The organism is Flavobacterium cheniae (assembly GCF_004363695.1).
Taxonomy (GTDB): domain Bacteria; phylum Bacteroidota; class Bacteroidia; order Flavobacteriales; family Flavobacteriaceae; genus Flavobacterium; species Flavobacterium cheniae.
Map to the genome: position 1 here is coordinate 49,976 of NZ_SNZC01000002.1, position 14,860 is coordinate 64,835.

At 33.1% G+C, this 14,860-nt stretch carries 13 protein-coding genes; 6 read left to right on the forward strand and 7 right to left on the reverse strand.

All coding sequences use genetic code 11. The features are described 5' to 3' along the window. Positions 1 to 137: 137 nt before the first annotated feature. On the forward strand, positions 138 to 551 hold the full coding sequence (locus tag C8D80_RS05165; RefSeq protein ID WP_133608096.1) for a DUF983 domain-containing protein: 414 nt from the start codon (positions 138 to 140) through the stop codon (positions 549 to 551). Between the two features lie 18 nt (positions 552 to 569). Here the strand turns inward: C8D80_RS05165 and C8D80_RS05170 are convergent, their stop codons facing one another. The 7 genes from C8D80_RS05170 to topA form a co-directional block, all read right to left on the reverse strand. Further along, positions 570 to 1,622 (reverse strand): NAD(P)/FAD-dependent oxidoreductase, encoded by a 1,053-nt coding sequence (locus C8D80_RS05170; protein WP_133608098.1) that lies wholly within the window; start codon positions 1,620 to 1,622, stop codon positions 570 to 572. 65 nt (positions 1,623 to 1,687) lie between these two features. Continuing rightward, on the reverse strand, positions 1,688 to 2,608 hold the full coding sequence (porN, locus tag C8D80_RS05175) for a type IX secretion system ring subunit PorN/GldN (protein WP_162845054.1): 921 nt from the start codon (positions 2,606 to 2,608) through the stop codon (positions 1,688 to 1,690). A 50-nt stretch (positions 2,609 to 2,658) separates the two neighbouring features. After that, entirely contained in the window at positions 2,659 to 4,188 is a 1,530-nt protein-coding gene (porM, locus tag C8D80_RS05180; protein ID WP_133608102.1) for a type IX secretion system motor protein PorM/GldM, read from the reverse strand. A gap of 51 nt (positions 4,189 to 4,239) precedes the next feature. Further along, a complete protein-coding gene (gene porL, locus C8D80_RS05185) occupies positions 4,240 to 4,869 on the reverse strand; it encodes a type IX secretion system motor protein PorL/GldL (protein ID WP_133608104.1) in 630 nt (209 codons plus the stop codon). Between the two features lie 54 nt (positions 4,870 to 4,923). Beyond that, positions 4,924 to 6,306, reverse strand: a complete 1,383-nt coding sequence (gene porK, locus C8D80_RS05190; RefSeq protein WP_133608106.1) for a T9SS ring complex lipoprotein PorK/GldK — start codon at positions 6,304 to 6,306, stop codon at positions 4,924 to 4,926. Between the two features lie 156 nt (positions 6,307 to 6,462). Continuing rightward, positions 6,463 to 7,611, reverse strand: a complete 1,149-nt coding sequence (locus C8D80_RS05195; protein WP_133608108.1) for a formimidoylglutamase — start codon at positions 7,609 to 7,611, stop codon at positions 6,463 to 6,465. A gap of 3 nt (positions 7,612 to 7,614) precedes the next feature. Beyond that, the gene (gene topA / locus C8D80_RS05200) at positions 7,615 to 10,116 is read right to left on the reverse strand and encodes a type I DNA topoisomerase (protein ID WP_133608110.1); all 2,502 of its coding nucleotides are present in this window, start codon (positions 10,114 to 10,116) and stop codon (positions 7,615 to 7,617) included. Between the two features lie 254 nt (positions 10,117 to 10,370). Here topA and miaB point away from each other — a divergent pair, with 254 nt between their 5' ends. The 5 genes from miaB to secG all read left to right on the forward strand — a co-directional run bounded on the left by miaB (position 10,371) and on the right by secG (position 14,848). Then, a complete protein-coding gene (gene miaB / locus C8D80_RS05205) occupies positions 10,371 to 11,819 on the forward strand; it encodes a tRNA (N6-isopentenyl adenosine(37)-C2)-methylthiotransferase MiaB (RefSeq protein WP_133608112.1) in 1,449 nt (482 codons plus the stop codon). 77 nt (positions 11,820 to 11,896) lie between these two features. After that, positions 11,897 to 13,159: a sigma-54 interaction domain-containing protein gene (locus C8D80_RS05210; protein ID WP_133608114.1), complete on the forward strand. Its 1,263-nt coding sequence runs from the start codon at positions 11,897 to 11,899 to the stop codon at positions 13,157 to 13,159. Further along, on the forward strand, positions 13,159 to 13,662 hold the full coding sequence (locus tag C8D80_RS05215; RefSeq protein WP_133608116.1) for an LptE family protein: 504 nt from the start codon (positions 13,159 to 13,161) through the stop codon (positions 13,660 to 13,662). Before C8D80_RS05210 ends, C8D80_RS05215 begins: the two co-directional genes overlap by 1 nt. Before the next feature lie 14 nt (positions 13,663 to 13,676). Then, complete coding sequence (locus C8D80_RS05220; RefSeq protein ID WP_133608118.1) at positions 13,677 to 14,483, forward strand: tetratricopeptide repeat protein; 807 nt, start codon at positions 13,677 to 13,679, stop codon at positions 14,481 to 14,483. Then, positions 14,483 to 14,848 (forward strand): preprotein translocase subunit SecG, encoded by a 366-nt coding sequence (secG, locus tag C8D80_RS05225; RefSeq protein ID WP_133608120.1) that lies wholly within the window; start codon positions 14,483 to 14,485, stop codon positions 14,846 to 14,848. The genes C8D80_RS05220 and secG overlap by 1 nt, the downstream gene beginning before the upstream one ends. The last annotated feature ends 12 nt before the right edge of the window (positions 14,849 to 14,860 follow it).

Sequence of the window (14,860 nt, forward strand, 5' to 3'; positions counted from 1 at the left end):
GTTTAACTGTTTAATTGTTTATGTGTTTAAAAGTTACTATCGGTTAAACTCAAAATTCATCAAACAAATTGTTATATGTAATAATTGTTACACATCAGAAAGTTAGTTATTGTACCTTTGTGTAAAATATTTTGCAAATGTTAAAAAAAGGATCCAAATTAAATAGTATTTTAACAGGAAGTTGTCCAACTTGCAATGAAGAAAGCATGTATTTAGACAAAAATCCTTACAATGTTCTAAATGTGTACAAAATGCACGAAAATTGTAGCCATTGTGGAACCAAATATAAAATTGAGCCTTCATTTTTTTATGGTGCTATGTATGTGAGTTATGCCTTAGGAATTGCATTTGGTGTAGCGGCTTTTATCATCACCTATTTCTTTGTTGGAGAAAAGAATTTGGTAAACAATTTTATTGCTATAATCATTACTCTAATTGTTTTTATGCCCGTAATCATGAGACTATCAAGAAACATATGGATCAATATGTTTATGAGTTACGACAAAGATTGGAAACAACATAAAGGCGAAAAGAAAGCCACACTCAGATAAACAAAAAACCGAAACAAATTAGTTTCGGTTTTTTTTATAACATCTTATTATATCTATTTCTTTTTCCAAAGGAATATCGTTTTCAATATGCTGAAATAATTGATTGGCTAAATATGGACCAAGCATTACACCACGAGTTCCTAAGCCATTTAACACATGCAGTTGTTTAAACTCAGGATGCGTTCCAACTAATGGTCTTCTGTCTTTAACTGTAGGTCGTACGCTGCCAAAATGTTCAACAATTTCAAAATCACAAGAAATAATTTCTTTTAACTTGTCAACCAATTCTTGTTTTCCTTCCTCAGTTGGAGTATTTGTTTTGTCTTTCCAATCGTAAGTAGCTCCTACTTTATACAAATCATTACCAATCGGAAGTATAAATACACTTGACTTTATCACAACATCTAAATCTAAATTTGGAGCTTTGATGATTAACAATTCACCTTTTGTACCATCTAATGGCAAATCATTAAAATAAGGATTAGCGTGTAATCCAAAACCTTCAGCAAAGATGATGTGCTTGGCTTGTATGTTTTTATATTGGATACCATTATCTAAAAATTCAATTTCAGTATAATTGAAACCTTCATTTGAAAAACTATTTAGTGATTTTAAATAATTAGAATAGGCTTCAATCAAAGTTGAAATTTCTAAATAACCGGTATGATTCACTTTTCCATAGTGAAATGGAGATTGAATGCTTTCATAAGAACTTGTAACTAATTTAGCATCTAAAAAAGGAGCTAAATTTGGTTTATCAGCAGCTTGGAACCAATTGTTTTGTTCTTCAACTGAGTACAATTTACGAAGTATGGGTAATTCAAAATCGAAAACGACATTCAATTTGGATTGAATTTCATGGTATAAAGGAAAAGCAAAATCAATTTGTTCCTTTGCTTTCCATACTTCACTGAAACGCTTTAACACCACAGGATTATATAATCCTCCGGCCACACGTGATGAAGGTTGCGAATTATTATCAAAAACAAAAATTGATTTATTGTTTTGCAAAGCTATTTCCGCAAATGAAATTCCGGCTAAACCATTTCCTACGATTATAAAATCTATCATGGTGTAAAATTAAAAAACTCTTACCAATGGTAAGAGTTTTTTTAAATGAAATTGGAGAAATATTATTAATAATTCCACATATCTTGTTCGAAGTCACGAATCTTTTCTTTTACACGATCCGATTCTAACAATTGCATTTGAGAGTTTTCTTTCATGTAATCAGCAATCTTACGATCACCATATACATTCTCTTCTAAATAAATCATCCCGTTGAAACGACGAGCGTTTAACAAATGATCAAAAGAAAACGGCATTGCAGAGTTTCTATTATTGAAAGCTTTTGCTTCATGTAATATATCTCTTGTTGAAGGGAAATAAACCCAAAACAAATCAATATATTCTAATTCAGCATCATTATTCTTCTTAGAGAAAACATCAGGAACCACTGGACAAATACCTAATAATCTGTATTTTAACTCACCTTGTCTTTTATCAAAATACCAATATCCAACAATACGATAAGCACTTACATCATAAGCTTCAATCTCAGTTTTTCTAATAAACTCCTCATCGATTTTCTTGGTACCTTTACGGTAAGCTTCCATATCCTCATTCATTTGTTCACGACCTACATCAGTAGTATCAACAGTATATAATGAAGACTCGATATCTTTTAAAGTTTTCTTAGTTGTGAAATAACTTGAGTCATAAACTTCAGTTATTTTACCTTCTTTAATTCCATTAATTAATACATTATAAAGAGGTCTTCTATCAGGTGAAGACATAACATCACCTTCAACTGGGAAATAAAGTGGAAAGTTTACTCTCTCATCAAGATCAACAAATTCCCAAATACGTTTTCCCATTAAGATATCTCTATCATGAACATAGCCGTAAGGCAACGGTTTATCATTGTCAGCACTTAATTCAGCTTCAGTTTTTTTCCCGATTTGATCAGGTGTCTTAGCATTTAATAAGTTTGACTGAGCAAAAGTAGTAGCACTTAAACCTAATACTAAAATTGCAATACTATTTCTCCAATTCATTTTATTCATTTTTTATTTGGTTTAAAAAGATAAACTCAAATTAATTTAAATTATTGTATTTCGTAAGTACAAATTGATACTTTCTTAGCCATTTGATCAATACCAGTAAAACTAGCTTTGATTTCAGAAATAACTACAACATCACCTTTTTGTGCTTTTGCAATTGCAGATCTAGCTCTAGTATCCATTCTATTACCAGAAACTACAATTGTAGGTTGTCCAGGAACTTTAACGTTAAATTGAGTAACGTTTACTGTTACAGGGAAATCAAAATCTTCCATAACAGCAGTAATAGAACAAACTTCTAAGTTAGATTTTGGTCCTTTATTCTTTTCAGAACCACCAACTTTTCCAGTTGGAGCAGGTAATCCTTTAATTCTAAATACTTGAGAACTAGACATTGATTTACCGTCAGGCATTGTAGCGTTTACGTTAATTTTAACTTCACTACCTGAACCTGGTTTTAACATGAATTTACCATCTCCTACTTTAGACATTCCAGGAGCACTAGCATTAACTTTATTAGAAGCAATACCAGGAACTGAAATAGAGATAGGGTTAGGAACTCCACGGTAAACAACATTCATTTTATCAGCAGAAATAATTGCTTGGTTAGGACGAGGTACAACAACGTACTTACCTTCGAATTTTAATGGAATTTCTTTTCCATCTTCTAAGAAACCAAATTCTCCAGAGATATTTTGTTCACCGATACCACCAGCTGTCATAGAGATAACTGCTTGACCGTTTTCAATTTTTCCAGGACCTTTGAATGATGTAGGTACAGTATTAGCATCATAACGACCTAAAACAACTTTACCTGTAACTTGCTCACCAGCAAAATATGCATTTTTATCTAATACAACAATTGCTTGGAAGTTTTTCATAGATGCAGCAGATTGTAATGCATTACCTAAGAATAAGTTGTAAGCTCCAGCTTCAGTATTTTTAACGTCATTTTGCATAGCAGTAATGAATGTTAATGTAGATACTGCAGGGAAACCTTTGGTTTTATAATCTAAAAACTTTTGTTTTACACCTTCTCTGTTTGTGATATCAGCAGTTGAGAATTTTTTCTCAATTTCTTTGATAAAAGGAATATACTTTACGTCATTACCTAATACTTTTTTAACATCAGCAACATACTTGTCAATTTTAGAAACAATTTCTGTTTCTCTTGGGCTATATCCATCACCAGCAAACCATTTTTCGTCGATAGTAGATTTGTCCATAGATTCGAAAGGTAATTTACCAGTTTCATCTGGCTCAATACCTTCAGTAACTTCAGCTTTAACCGTCTCTAAGAAAGCAACAAAATCTTTAGAGATTTTTGCAACTTCTTTAGCTTTTCTAGATGGTTCAGCATATTTAGCTGGCTCATCAGTTGCTTTAGTATCTAATGCAGATAATAAAGTAGCGTTAGATTGCTCAGTTAATTTATTAGATTCTGAAAACTTGTCATTAAAATTACCAAAAGCTGTTAATACTTCTTTTGACATATTTAATGCCAACATTGCGATGAAAACCAAGTACATTAGGTTAATCATCTTCTGTCTAGGGGTTAATTTTCCTCCTGCCATTTTTTCTTTAAATTAGTTTTAATTAATAATTCTTTAATTTGATAAAACTAATTATCTGTTACTCATAGCAGTAAGCATACCTCCGTAAACAGCATTTAAAGATGCAATGTTTGAAGTCATTGATTGCATTTGCTCTTTTAATTTAGCTGCGTTATCAGCAATTTCTTGATTTGCAGTAGCATTTCTAGAAGCGCTATCTAATTGTAATTTGTATAAGTTATTTAAAGCTTCCATTTGAGCTGCAGCTGTAGACATTTCTTCAGCATATTTCTTTTGACCAGCCATAGCATCAACAGTTGGAGAAATTGATTTAGCAGCACCTTCGAAATTTTTAATACTGTTTCCTAAGCTTGCCATTAATTCACCATCAATTTTAGCTTCTTTCAACATATTATCTAATTTTTGAGATAATAAACCTTGAGCGTCAGCTGGATTTTCTTTTTTATCTTTTGCTTTAGCTTCACCACCTGCTAATTCAGGGTATACTAAAGACCAATCTAATTCATGTTCTACTGGTTCAAATGCCGATAATGCGAAAATTAATGCTTCAGTTAATAAACCGATTACAAGCATTGGTCCTGCACCTGGCCAGTGCATTAATTTGAATAATGCTCCAACGATTACTACTGCCGCTCCCATTCCGTAAAGGAATCCCATCATTTTTTTGCTTAATAATGCCATAATAAATAAATTTTTAGTTAGTTAAGTTAATTATATAATAAAATTGGTTAAATACTATTTAGGACTAGTTCCTGTTGCTGCTGTACCCATATAATCTTGTACAGTTCTGAATCCGATGTAACTTCTTGCAGAATCAGCATATTCATAATCACGAGTTGAAACTTGTAAGAAGTAAGCAACATCTTTCCATGAACCACCACGAACAACTTTTCTTTGGTTTTTCTTATCAGCAACATGTGGATTCATTGTAGAAACGAATTCGTAAGCTTCAGCATAGTAAGAAGACTCTGTCCACTCTGAAACGTTACCCGCCATGTTATATAAGTTATAATCATTTGGCTCGTATGATTTAGCTTCAACAGTGTACAAAGCACCATCTGCAGCATAATCTCCACGATTTGGCTTGAAGTTAGCCATAAAACAACCTCTGTCATTTTTAGCATAAGGACCTCCCCAAGGATAAGTTCCGCCTTCAATTCCACCTCTAGCAGCATATTCCCATTCTGCCTCTGTTGGTAAGCGGAATGAATTTACTTGATCTCTTCCTTTTTTCTTTTTAATAAATGCATTTTTATACATTGTTCTCCAAGCACAAAATGCTTTTGCTTGATTCCAAGAAACACCTACTACAGGATATTCTCCATAAGCTTGATGCCAGAAATAGTCATTATGCATTGGCTCATTATAAGAATAAGCAAAATCTTTTATCCAAGCAGTTGTATCAGGATAAATTTCAATAGGTGGCGCATCCTCATAAAAGTTTTTACGACCTTTTTTCTTTACCGCTTTATTCAAATCTACTTGATTGTATTTGAATTTCAATTTAGAAGCATCAATAGTTTTTAAACCATTGTACGATTCAGACTCAGGTAAATACATTGAGTCCATAACTTCCACATAAAATTCATCTGGATATTTAGCAGGCTCTTTAATAACCTTGATTTTCTTATTTAATTTTCTTCCAGCATAAATATCATCATCAGTACCAACACTGTAATAATTTTCATACATATACTTGTCGTATGGAGTCATTTTCTCAGGATCAACGTCTGCAAAGGCAAAATCACCAATGCTTCCACCTTTTCCTCCACCAGTACCAGGCTTTTGACCTTGTTCATCTGCAAGAATAGCTAGACGAGTTCTGATAGTTGAATCTTTTACCCATTCAACAAACTGACGGTACTCACTGTTAGTAATTTCCGTTTCATCCATATAGAATGAACGAACCGTAACTGTTTTAGTAGGCGCGTCTTGAATGTTAGCTAAATCATCATCGGCTTTACCCATAATAAAAGCTCCTCCAGGGATTAACGTCATTCCGTAAGGTTTCTCGGGATGCCATTTTCTCCCTTTAACTCCTACTAATTCTCCTTTATCGCCTTTACCACAACTGATAAATAATGACAAAATTGCTGAAAATGCAACAAACTTCTTCATATAAACTTGGGTTAAATGTAATTTCTATTTAAGGGCGTAAACCTATTCAATAATTTTGAAAAAAACAACATTTTTTTAAAAAACGTGCAAAAAATATTGAATTTTGGCATTACACCTGCGTTAACATTGCTTTAACACTTTGAAAAATAACAACTTTTACAAAATATTCCTTCTTTGGGCTTTCCACCATCTTTCTGGAATTTCCTGCTCGCAAGCTGCTAAATAATCTTCATGTGTGCAAGGTAATAACGTATTTCTTTTTAATTTATTATTAACATTTGTTAAAAACGGTATTTCTATCCACCATCTTTCGGTTTTATTACTCTTATAAAAGATTAATTCTTCATCTTCTATTGGAACAATATACTTAATGTAATGCTCTTTTGTTCCAAATGGATACTCATTTGAGCGAAAACAGAAACCTTCAATAAAATACCACAGCATCTGAGCTGCCAAAACAACTTCATGACTATTTGGATTAAAATTAAAAATTCCAAACGAAGTCACTTTATCACTAATTCCAGCATATCGTGCCAAAGCACATATTTCTTTCCCTGTAAATCCATTCGGATTAAACTCTTCAAAATTACCAGAATAAGAAGATTGCACTGAATTCATATCGACACTAACTAAATCCGCATCTCTAAAAACGGGCTCTGCAACCGATATATTATTTGAAACTTCTCCTAAACGATAAGCTTCAAAGTATAATTTTTCAATTAAATCTATTTCCTCTTGTGAATTAAAATAGGTTTGATACCCTAAATTACTAAAATTAAATAGATTATTCGGTTCTTCAACTATTATTTTTGATAAATAAGCATCCTTATCTAATTTATTTTCTTTTGAAAAGTCAAATTGGTTATCTACTGAAACCAAATTCACCATCTGATCTAAATTATCATAAGCTCGATACATCGGATAAGTCAAATCCTGAGTTCCGCCAATAATAACTGGAATAATTTGTTTCTTGATTAGCTCTGTCATCAAACTTTTTACCACAAAATAAGTATCTTCAATGCTGGCTCCTGCTTCAATAGTTCCCAAATCTACAATTGAAGTATTCCAATTCCCTGGAAACATTCCATAGAATTTCTTTCTGAAGGCTTCAAAAGAATAATCCTCATTATCTTTATCATTACCTCTATGTTCATTAACTGTAAAAATAGCAATAGAAACACCTTCTAGAATAGGAAAATCGGTTTGTGTATGAAATACAACTTTTTTACCCAATGATTGATTGGATAAAGTTTGAAGATGTTTTTCAAAAGATTCGCTTATCGGTTGTAGAAAATCGAATACCATTTACTATTTCTTTTTTGCTGTTGTTTTTTTTGTAGGTGCTTTTTTAGCTGCAGTCTTTTTTGCTGGAGCTTTCTTTTCAATCATTTCCTGAACTTGCGCTAATGTTAATTTTGCAGCATCAACATCTTTGCTTAATTCAATTTTGATTTTTCCTTTTGTAATTACCGAACGACCCCAACGTGCTTTTTCCACTTTGATGCCTTCCTCTTTCCAATCATGAAGTACTTTATCAATGTCTTTTTGTTGCTTTTCTTCGATTAATTCATTCAAATCTGACTGAGATAAATTATCGAAATTGTATTTTTTATTTACATTGATAAACATTCCGTTCCATTTAATGAAAGGACCAAAACGACCAACACCTTTTTGAATTGGTAAATTATCATAAGTTCCTATCGGCGCATCAGCCTGAACTTTCTCATCAATTAAACCTTGAGCGGTTTCCATGGTTACATCCATTGGATCAACTCCTTTTGGCAAAGAAATAAACTGAGTTCCAAATTTTACATAAGGTCCAAAGCGGCCATTATTCACTTCTATTTCTTCTCCTTTGTAAGTTCCCAATTGCTTTGGAAGTAAAAACAAATTCAATACTTCCTCTAACGTAATATTTCCAATATTTTGATCTTGACGTAAACTTGCAAATTGCTTATTTTCTTCGTCAATATCTCCAATTTGAGCCATTGCTCCATATTTTCCTAAACGAACTGAAACTTGTTTTCCAGAAACAGGATGTACTCCTAAAATACGTTCACCACTTTCTCTATCTGCATTTTTTTCAACATCAACTACATTCGGATGAAAGTGCTTGTAGAAATCATTCATCATTTTAGCCCAATCCACTTTTCCTTCGGCGATTTCATCAAAATCTTGCTCCACTTTCGCAGTGAAATTATAATCTAAAATAGTTCCGAAGTTTTTCACCAAGAAATCATTTACGATAATTCCGATATCTGTTGGAACTAATTTTCCTTTGTCCGAACCTACATTTTCAGTTAAAACTTGCGCTTTTACTTCGCTATTTTTTAAAACTATTTGCGTGTATTTTCTTTCCTGACCTTCAAAACTTCCTTTTTCAACATAGGTTCTTGCAATAATTGTAGAAATAGTTGGTGCATAAGTAGATGGACGACCAATTCCTAATTCTTCTAATTTTTTTACCAAAGAAGCCTCTGTGTAACGACTTGGTGGACGCGAAAAACGTTCCGTAGCCGTGATATAATTATTTATAAGCTTTTCATTAACTTTTAAAGCAGGCAACATTCCTTCTTGTTCTTCATCATCGTCATCGTTTCCTTCTAAATACACTTTTAAGAAACCTTCAAATTTGATAACTTCTCCAGTTGCTGTAAAGGTTTCTGAATGATTGCTTGCTTCGATTTTTACATTAGTTCTTTCTAATTCGGCATCGCTCATTTGAGACGCTAACGTTCTTTTCCAAATTAAATCATACAAACGCGCTTGGTCTCTATCAATATCAACTGTGTGACGCGACATATCCGTTGGACGAATGGCTTCGTGCGCTTCTTGTGCTCCTTTTGATTTGGTATTGAAATTTCTTGGTTTCGAAAATTCCTTTCCGTAGTAACTTGTGATTTCGGCTTGAGCTGCCGCCATTGCTTCTTGCGAAAGATTTACACTATCCGTTCTCATATAAGTTATAAGTCCAGCTTCGTACAAACGTTGTGCTATTTGCATGGTAATTCCAACAGGCAAATACAATTTTCTAGCTGCTTCTTGTTGCAACGTTGAAGTTGTAAAAGGTGCTGCTGGTGATTTTTTTGTTGGTTTGGTTTCTAAATCTCCTACTTTGTATGATGAACCTATATTTTTAGATAAGAAATCTTCCGCTTCATTTTTAGTAGCGAAGTTCTTAGGTAATTTTGCTTTAAATGTTTTTCCAGCTTCATTTGTAAATTCCGCTGTAATACTGTAAGAAGCTTCTGGGTTGAAATTTTGAATTTCTCTTTCACGTTCTACAATCAAACGAACAGAAACCGATTGCACACGGCCAGCTGACAATCCACCTTTTACTTTTTTCCAAAGTACAGGAGATAATTCGTAACCTACCAATCTATCTAAAACTCTACGCGCTTGTTGTGCGTTTACTAAGTTGTAATCAATTCCTCTTGGATTTTCGATTGCTTTTTGAATCGCCGTTTTCGTAATTTCGTGAAAAACGATACGTTTTGTTTTTTCTGGTTTTAAATTTAATTCTTCAGATAAGTGCCAAGAAATTGCTTCTCCCTCACGGTCCTCATCGGAAGCTAACCAAACCATTTCGGCATTTTTAGCTAATCCTTTTAATTTGGTCACTAATGCTTTTTTATCGGCAGAAACTTCATATTTTGGTTTAAAACCATTTTCTACATCTACCCCAATCTCTCTCGAAGGCAAGTCTGCAATATGCCCATAACTTGACTCTACTTGATACTCACTTCCCAGAAATTTCTCGATGGTTTTTGCCTTAGCTGGTGACTCAACGATTACTAAATTCTTTGCCATTTCACTTTTTGTTTGTTCGGCAAAAGTATAGGTTTTTTTTAAATTTTAACATCCCGAGTATTTTTTTACCTACAATTAACCAAAATATCGGTCAAATTACTCCTATATATATAGGTGTAAAAACCACGAAAAACGGCTACTTAGAATTACAACATAAAATAATTTAAAAATTTCATGTTAAACCTTTTCTGCCATCTTGTCAGATTTTATAATTTAGTATTATCTTTGCAGACTGATTTAAAGGAAATCTTTATATGGAAAAGGAAATTGACGAGAAAAAACAAGGTCAGAGTTTAGTGCTTGACCAAAAAGAAGGAAATACAAAAAAACTTTTTATAGAGAGTTATGGTTGCCAAATGAATTTTTCGGACAGCGAAATTGTGGCGTCTATTCTTTATGAAAATGGATACAATACAACTCAAAACTTAGAAGATGCCGATTTAGTTTTGGTAAATACTTGTTCTATTCGCGATAAAGCGGAACAAACGATTCGTAAACGTTTAGAAAAATACAACGCAGTTAAGAAAATCAATCCAACCATGAAAGTTGGGGTTTTAGGTTGTATGGCAGAACGTTTGAAAAGTCAGTTTTTAGAAGAAGAGAAAATTGTAGACATGGTGGTTGGACCAGATGCTTACAAAGATTTACCTAATTTATTAGCTGAAGTAGAAGAAGGAAGAGATGCTATCAACGTAATTCTTTCGAAAGAAGAAACATATGGCGATATTTCTCCTGTTCGTTTGAATAGTAATGGAGTAAATGCTTTCGTTTCAATTACAAGAGGTTGCGATAATATGTGTACGTTTTGCGTTGTTCCTTTTACACGTGGTCGTGAGCGTAGTCGTGAACCACAAAGTATTATTGACGAAATTCAAGATTTATACGATAGAGGTTTCAAAGAAGTAACCTTGTTAGGACAAAATGTTGACAGTTACCTTTGGTATGGTGGTGGTTTGAAAAAAGACTACGACAAAGCCACTGAAATGCAAAAAGCTACTGCTATGGATTTTGCGCAATTGTTAGACAAATGTGCGATGTTGTTTCCAAAAATGCGTTTTAGATTCTCAACTTCGAATCCACAAGATATGCATGAAGAAGTATTGCATGTTATTGCGAAACACCATAATATTTGCAACTACATTCACTTACCGGTTCAAAGTGGAAGCACTAGAATTCTAAAAGAAATGAATCGTCAACACACGCGTGAAGAGTACATGGCGTTGATTGACAAAATATACTCGATTATTCCAGACATCTCCTTGTCTCAAGATATGATTGCTGGTTTCCCAACAGAAACAGAAGAAGATCATCAAGATACTTTGAGTTTGATGGAATATGTAAAATATGATTTCGGATTTATGTTTGCGTATTCAGAACGTCCTGGAACATTAGCTGCTAGAAAAATGGAAGACGACGTTCCAGAAGAAGTTAAAAAACGTAGATTAACCGAAATTGTAGATTTACAACAAAAACACGGATTAGAAAGAACGCAACGTTTCATTGGACAAGAAGTAGAAGTATTGATTGAAAAAGAATCAAAACGTTCAGATGTACACTGGAGCGGAAGAAATTCTCAAAACACCGTAGTGGTTTTCCCAAAAGAAAATTACAAAGTAGGCGAATTCGTAATGATTAAAATCACAGATTGTACCGCAGCAACATTAATTGGAGAAGCGGTTGGATATTCTGAAATAATGAACTAAAACAATTAAAAATTAACAATGGATAATGAACAATTAGAAAGCTTCTAAATTATCAATTGTCAATTATAAATTATAAAATGGAATCAGTACAAGCTATAAAACAACGATTTGAAATTATTGGGAACGACCCAAAACTCAATCGTGCCGTGGAGAAAGCCATTCAGGTTGCTCCAACGGATATTTCGGTATTGGTAACAGGTGAAAGTGGTGTTGGAAAAGAAAGTATTCCAAAAATTATTCACTCGCTTTCACACAGAAAACATGGAAAATACATCGCGGTAAACTGCGGTGCCATTCCAGAAGGAACAATTGATAGTGAACTTTTTGGTCACGAAAAAGGTTCGTTTACTGGAGCAACCAACACACGCGAAGGTTATTTTGAAGTAGCCGATGGCGGAACTATTTTCTTAGATGAAGTTGGCGAATTGCCTTTAACCACTCAAGTGCGTTTATTACGTGTTTTAGAAAATGGTGAATTCATCAAAGTGGGTTCATCGCAAGTGCAAAAAACAAATGTTCGTATTGTAGCTGCTACCAACGTAAACATGTTTGATGCCATTGAAAAAGGAAAGTTTCGTGAAGATTTATTTTATCGTTTGAGCACGGTTGACATTATGTTGCCACCGCTTCGCGAACGTAAAGATGACATTCATTTGTTATTTAGAAAATTTGCTGCTGATTTTGCACATAAATACAAAATGCCTCCTATAAAATTAGATGACGACGCCATTCAATTGTTGATTAAATACAGATGGAGTGGAAATATTCGTCAGTTACGAAATGTTGCCGAACAAATTTCAGTTCTAGAAACCAAACGTGATATTTCATCTCAAACGCTTCTCTCCTATTTACCAATGGAAAATCCGAATTTACCTTCGGTCATTGGAACTAAAAAATCGGAAAGTGATTTTAGTAACGAAAGAGAAATTTTATACAAAGTGCTTTTTGATATGAAAAGCGATTTGAACGATTTGAAAAAGCTCACTCTAGAATTAATGCAGAACGGAAGTTCCAAAGTTCAGGAAGCGAATAAAGGATTAATTCAGAAAATTTACGGTAAACCCGAAGAAAATGCTATTTTTGAAGAAGAACCAAGAGTGGAAATGCTTCCGAATCAAAATAATCTGATGCAAGAAGAATTTGAAGACGAAGACGATGATCAAAATTACTTATTTGCCGAAACTGTTGATGAAGAAGAAACTTTGAGTTTAGAAGCGAAAGAAATTGAATTAATAAAAAAATCGTTAGAACGCAATAAAGGAAAAAGAAAAGCTGCGGCTGATGAATTAGGCATTTCAGAACGAACACTTTATAGAAAAATCAAACAATACGATTTATAATGAGATATTTAATAATTGTTTTTAGCATCACTATTTCACTACTTGTAAACAGTTGTGGAGTTTATAATTTTACAGGTGCAAAGCCCGTAGATGCTAAAACATTTCAAGTAAATTACTTTCAAAACAATGCACCTTTAGTGGAGCCTGGAATTGAAAGAACCTTTACGATTGAACTTCAAGAGATAATACAAAATCAAACAAATCTAAATTTAGTTTCTCAAGGTGGCGAATTACTATACGAAGGTGAAATTGTAGATTACCGCATTACGCCAATGACTGCAACTGCAGATCAAAGAGCAGCACAAAACAGATTGACTATTTCTGTAAACGTAAGATTTAGCAATAGAAATAAAGAAGACGACAATTTTGAAAAACGTTTTTCATTCTTCTATGATTTTGATGCCAATCAGCAATTAGTAGGTTCACAATTAACAACAGCATTAGACGTAATTTTCGAGAGAATCACACAAGATATTTTCAACGAATCACTAGCTAAATGGTAATTAATTTGTAAATTTTGAACATATCCGATTTAACATATCTTTTAAATAAGCCTGAAACCATTAACGAAAAGCAAACCATTGCTTTAGAGAATGTGGTTTTGCAGTTTCCGTATTTTCAGTCGGCTCGCGCTTTACATTTAAAAGGATTGTACAATCAGGAAAGTTTTAGATACAATTACGAATTAAAAAAAACAGCTGCTTACACTACTGATAGAACGATTTTATTTGAGTTTATAACTTCGGATAATTTTACTGCAATCCAACAAGAGAAGATTGATGAAATTCAAAGATCTTTAATGGATATTGAAGTATATCACATGGAAGAAATAATTGCACTACCTCAAATAGAAACTATTACTATTGAAGAAGAAAAAGTTGAACTTGAAGTAATAGAAAAAACCTCAGAGGAAAAATTAGAAATTGGCAAACCGATACCATTTACACCATCTGAAAGACATTCCTTTCAAGAATGGTTACAATTGACAAAATTCAGTCCAATTGAGCGTGAAATCGAAGAAAAAAACACTCAAAACGACCCTGAAAAGCAAAAAAAATTAGATATAATCGATAAATTTATTGAAGCCAATCCAAAAATTGCTCCAGTAAAAGAAACGACCAAACCACCTGCAAATATTAGCAAAAGTACTGAAGAGCCTACACACTTAATGACTGAAACATTAGCCAAAGTGTATTTGGAACAAAAAAAATATACAAAAGCGATACAAGCTTATGAAATATTAATTTTGAAATATCCAGAAAAAAGTAGTTTCTTTGCAGACCGAATAAACGAAATCAAAAATTTACAACAAAATAATAATTAATTATGGGATTCACAGGTTTTTTAATTGCGATAACAATTGTTTGTTTTTTATTAATCTTAGCTATTATGGTTCAAAACCCTAAAGGTGGAGGTTTATCTTCTTCATTTGGTGGTTCTCAACAATTAGGTGGAGTTCAAAAAACAACAGACTTTTTAGATAAAAGTACTTGGACATTAGGTGGAATTTTAATTGCATTAATTTTACTTTCTAGTTTAAGTTTTAATGGAGCTGCATCTGGTTCTAAAGTATTAGGTGAAGATGAAACAACTGTTCCTACTACAACAGTTCCTACAACTCCAGAAGCTACTAAACAAGCTGCTCCTGCTGCTACACCAGCGCCAGTTGCAACTGATTCTGCAAAATAAGAATTGACAAAA

Excerpts from the sequence above, each read along its gene's own strand:
- C8D80_RS05165 (WP_133608096.1), top strand. The coding sequence starts at position 138 with ATGTTAAAAAAAGGATCCAAATTAAATAGTATTTTAACAGGAAGTTGT.
- C8D80_RS05170 (WP_133608098.1), bottom strand. The coding sequence starts at position 1,622 with ATGATAGATTTTATAATCGTAGGAAATGGTTTAGCCGGAATTTCATTT.
- porN (WP_162845054.1), bottom strand. The coding sequence starts at position 2,608 with ATGAATTGGAGAAATAGTATTGCAATTTTAGTATTAGGTTTAAGTGCT.
- porM (WP_133608102.1), bottom strand. The coding sequence starts at position 4,188 with ATGGCAGGAGGAAAATTAACCCCTAGACAGAAGATGATTAACCTAATG.
- porL (WP_133608104.1), bottom strand. The coding sequence starts at position 4,869 with ATGGCATTATTAAGCAAAAAAATGATGGGATTCCTTTACGGAATGGGA.
- porK (WP_133608106.1), bottom strand. The coding sequence starts at position 6,306 with ATGAAGAAGTTTGTTGCATTTTCAGCAATTTTGTCATTATTTATCAGT.
- C8D80_RS05195 (WP_133608108.1), bottom strand. The coding sequence starts at position 7,611 with ATGGTATTCGATTTTCTACAACCGATAAGCGAATCTTTTGAAAAACAT.
- topA (WP_133608110.1), bottom strand. The coding sequence starts at position 10,116 with ATGGCAAAGAATTTAGTAATCGTTGAGTCACCAGCTAAGGCAAAAACC.
- miaB (WP_133608112.1), top strand. The coding sequence starts at position 10,371 with ATGGAAAAGGAAATTGACGAGAAAAAACAAGGTCAGAGTTTAGTGCTT.
- C8D80_RS05210 (WP_133608114.1), top strand. The coding sequence starts at position 11,897 with ATGGAATCAGTACAAGCTATAAAACAACGATTTGAAATTATTGGGAAC.
- C8D80_RS05215 (WP_133608116.1), top strand. The coding sequence starts at position 13,159 with ATGAGATATTTAATAATTGTTTTTAGCATCACTATTTCACTACTTGTA.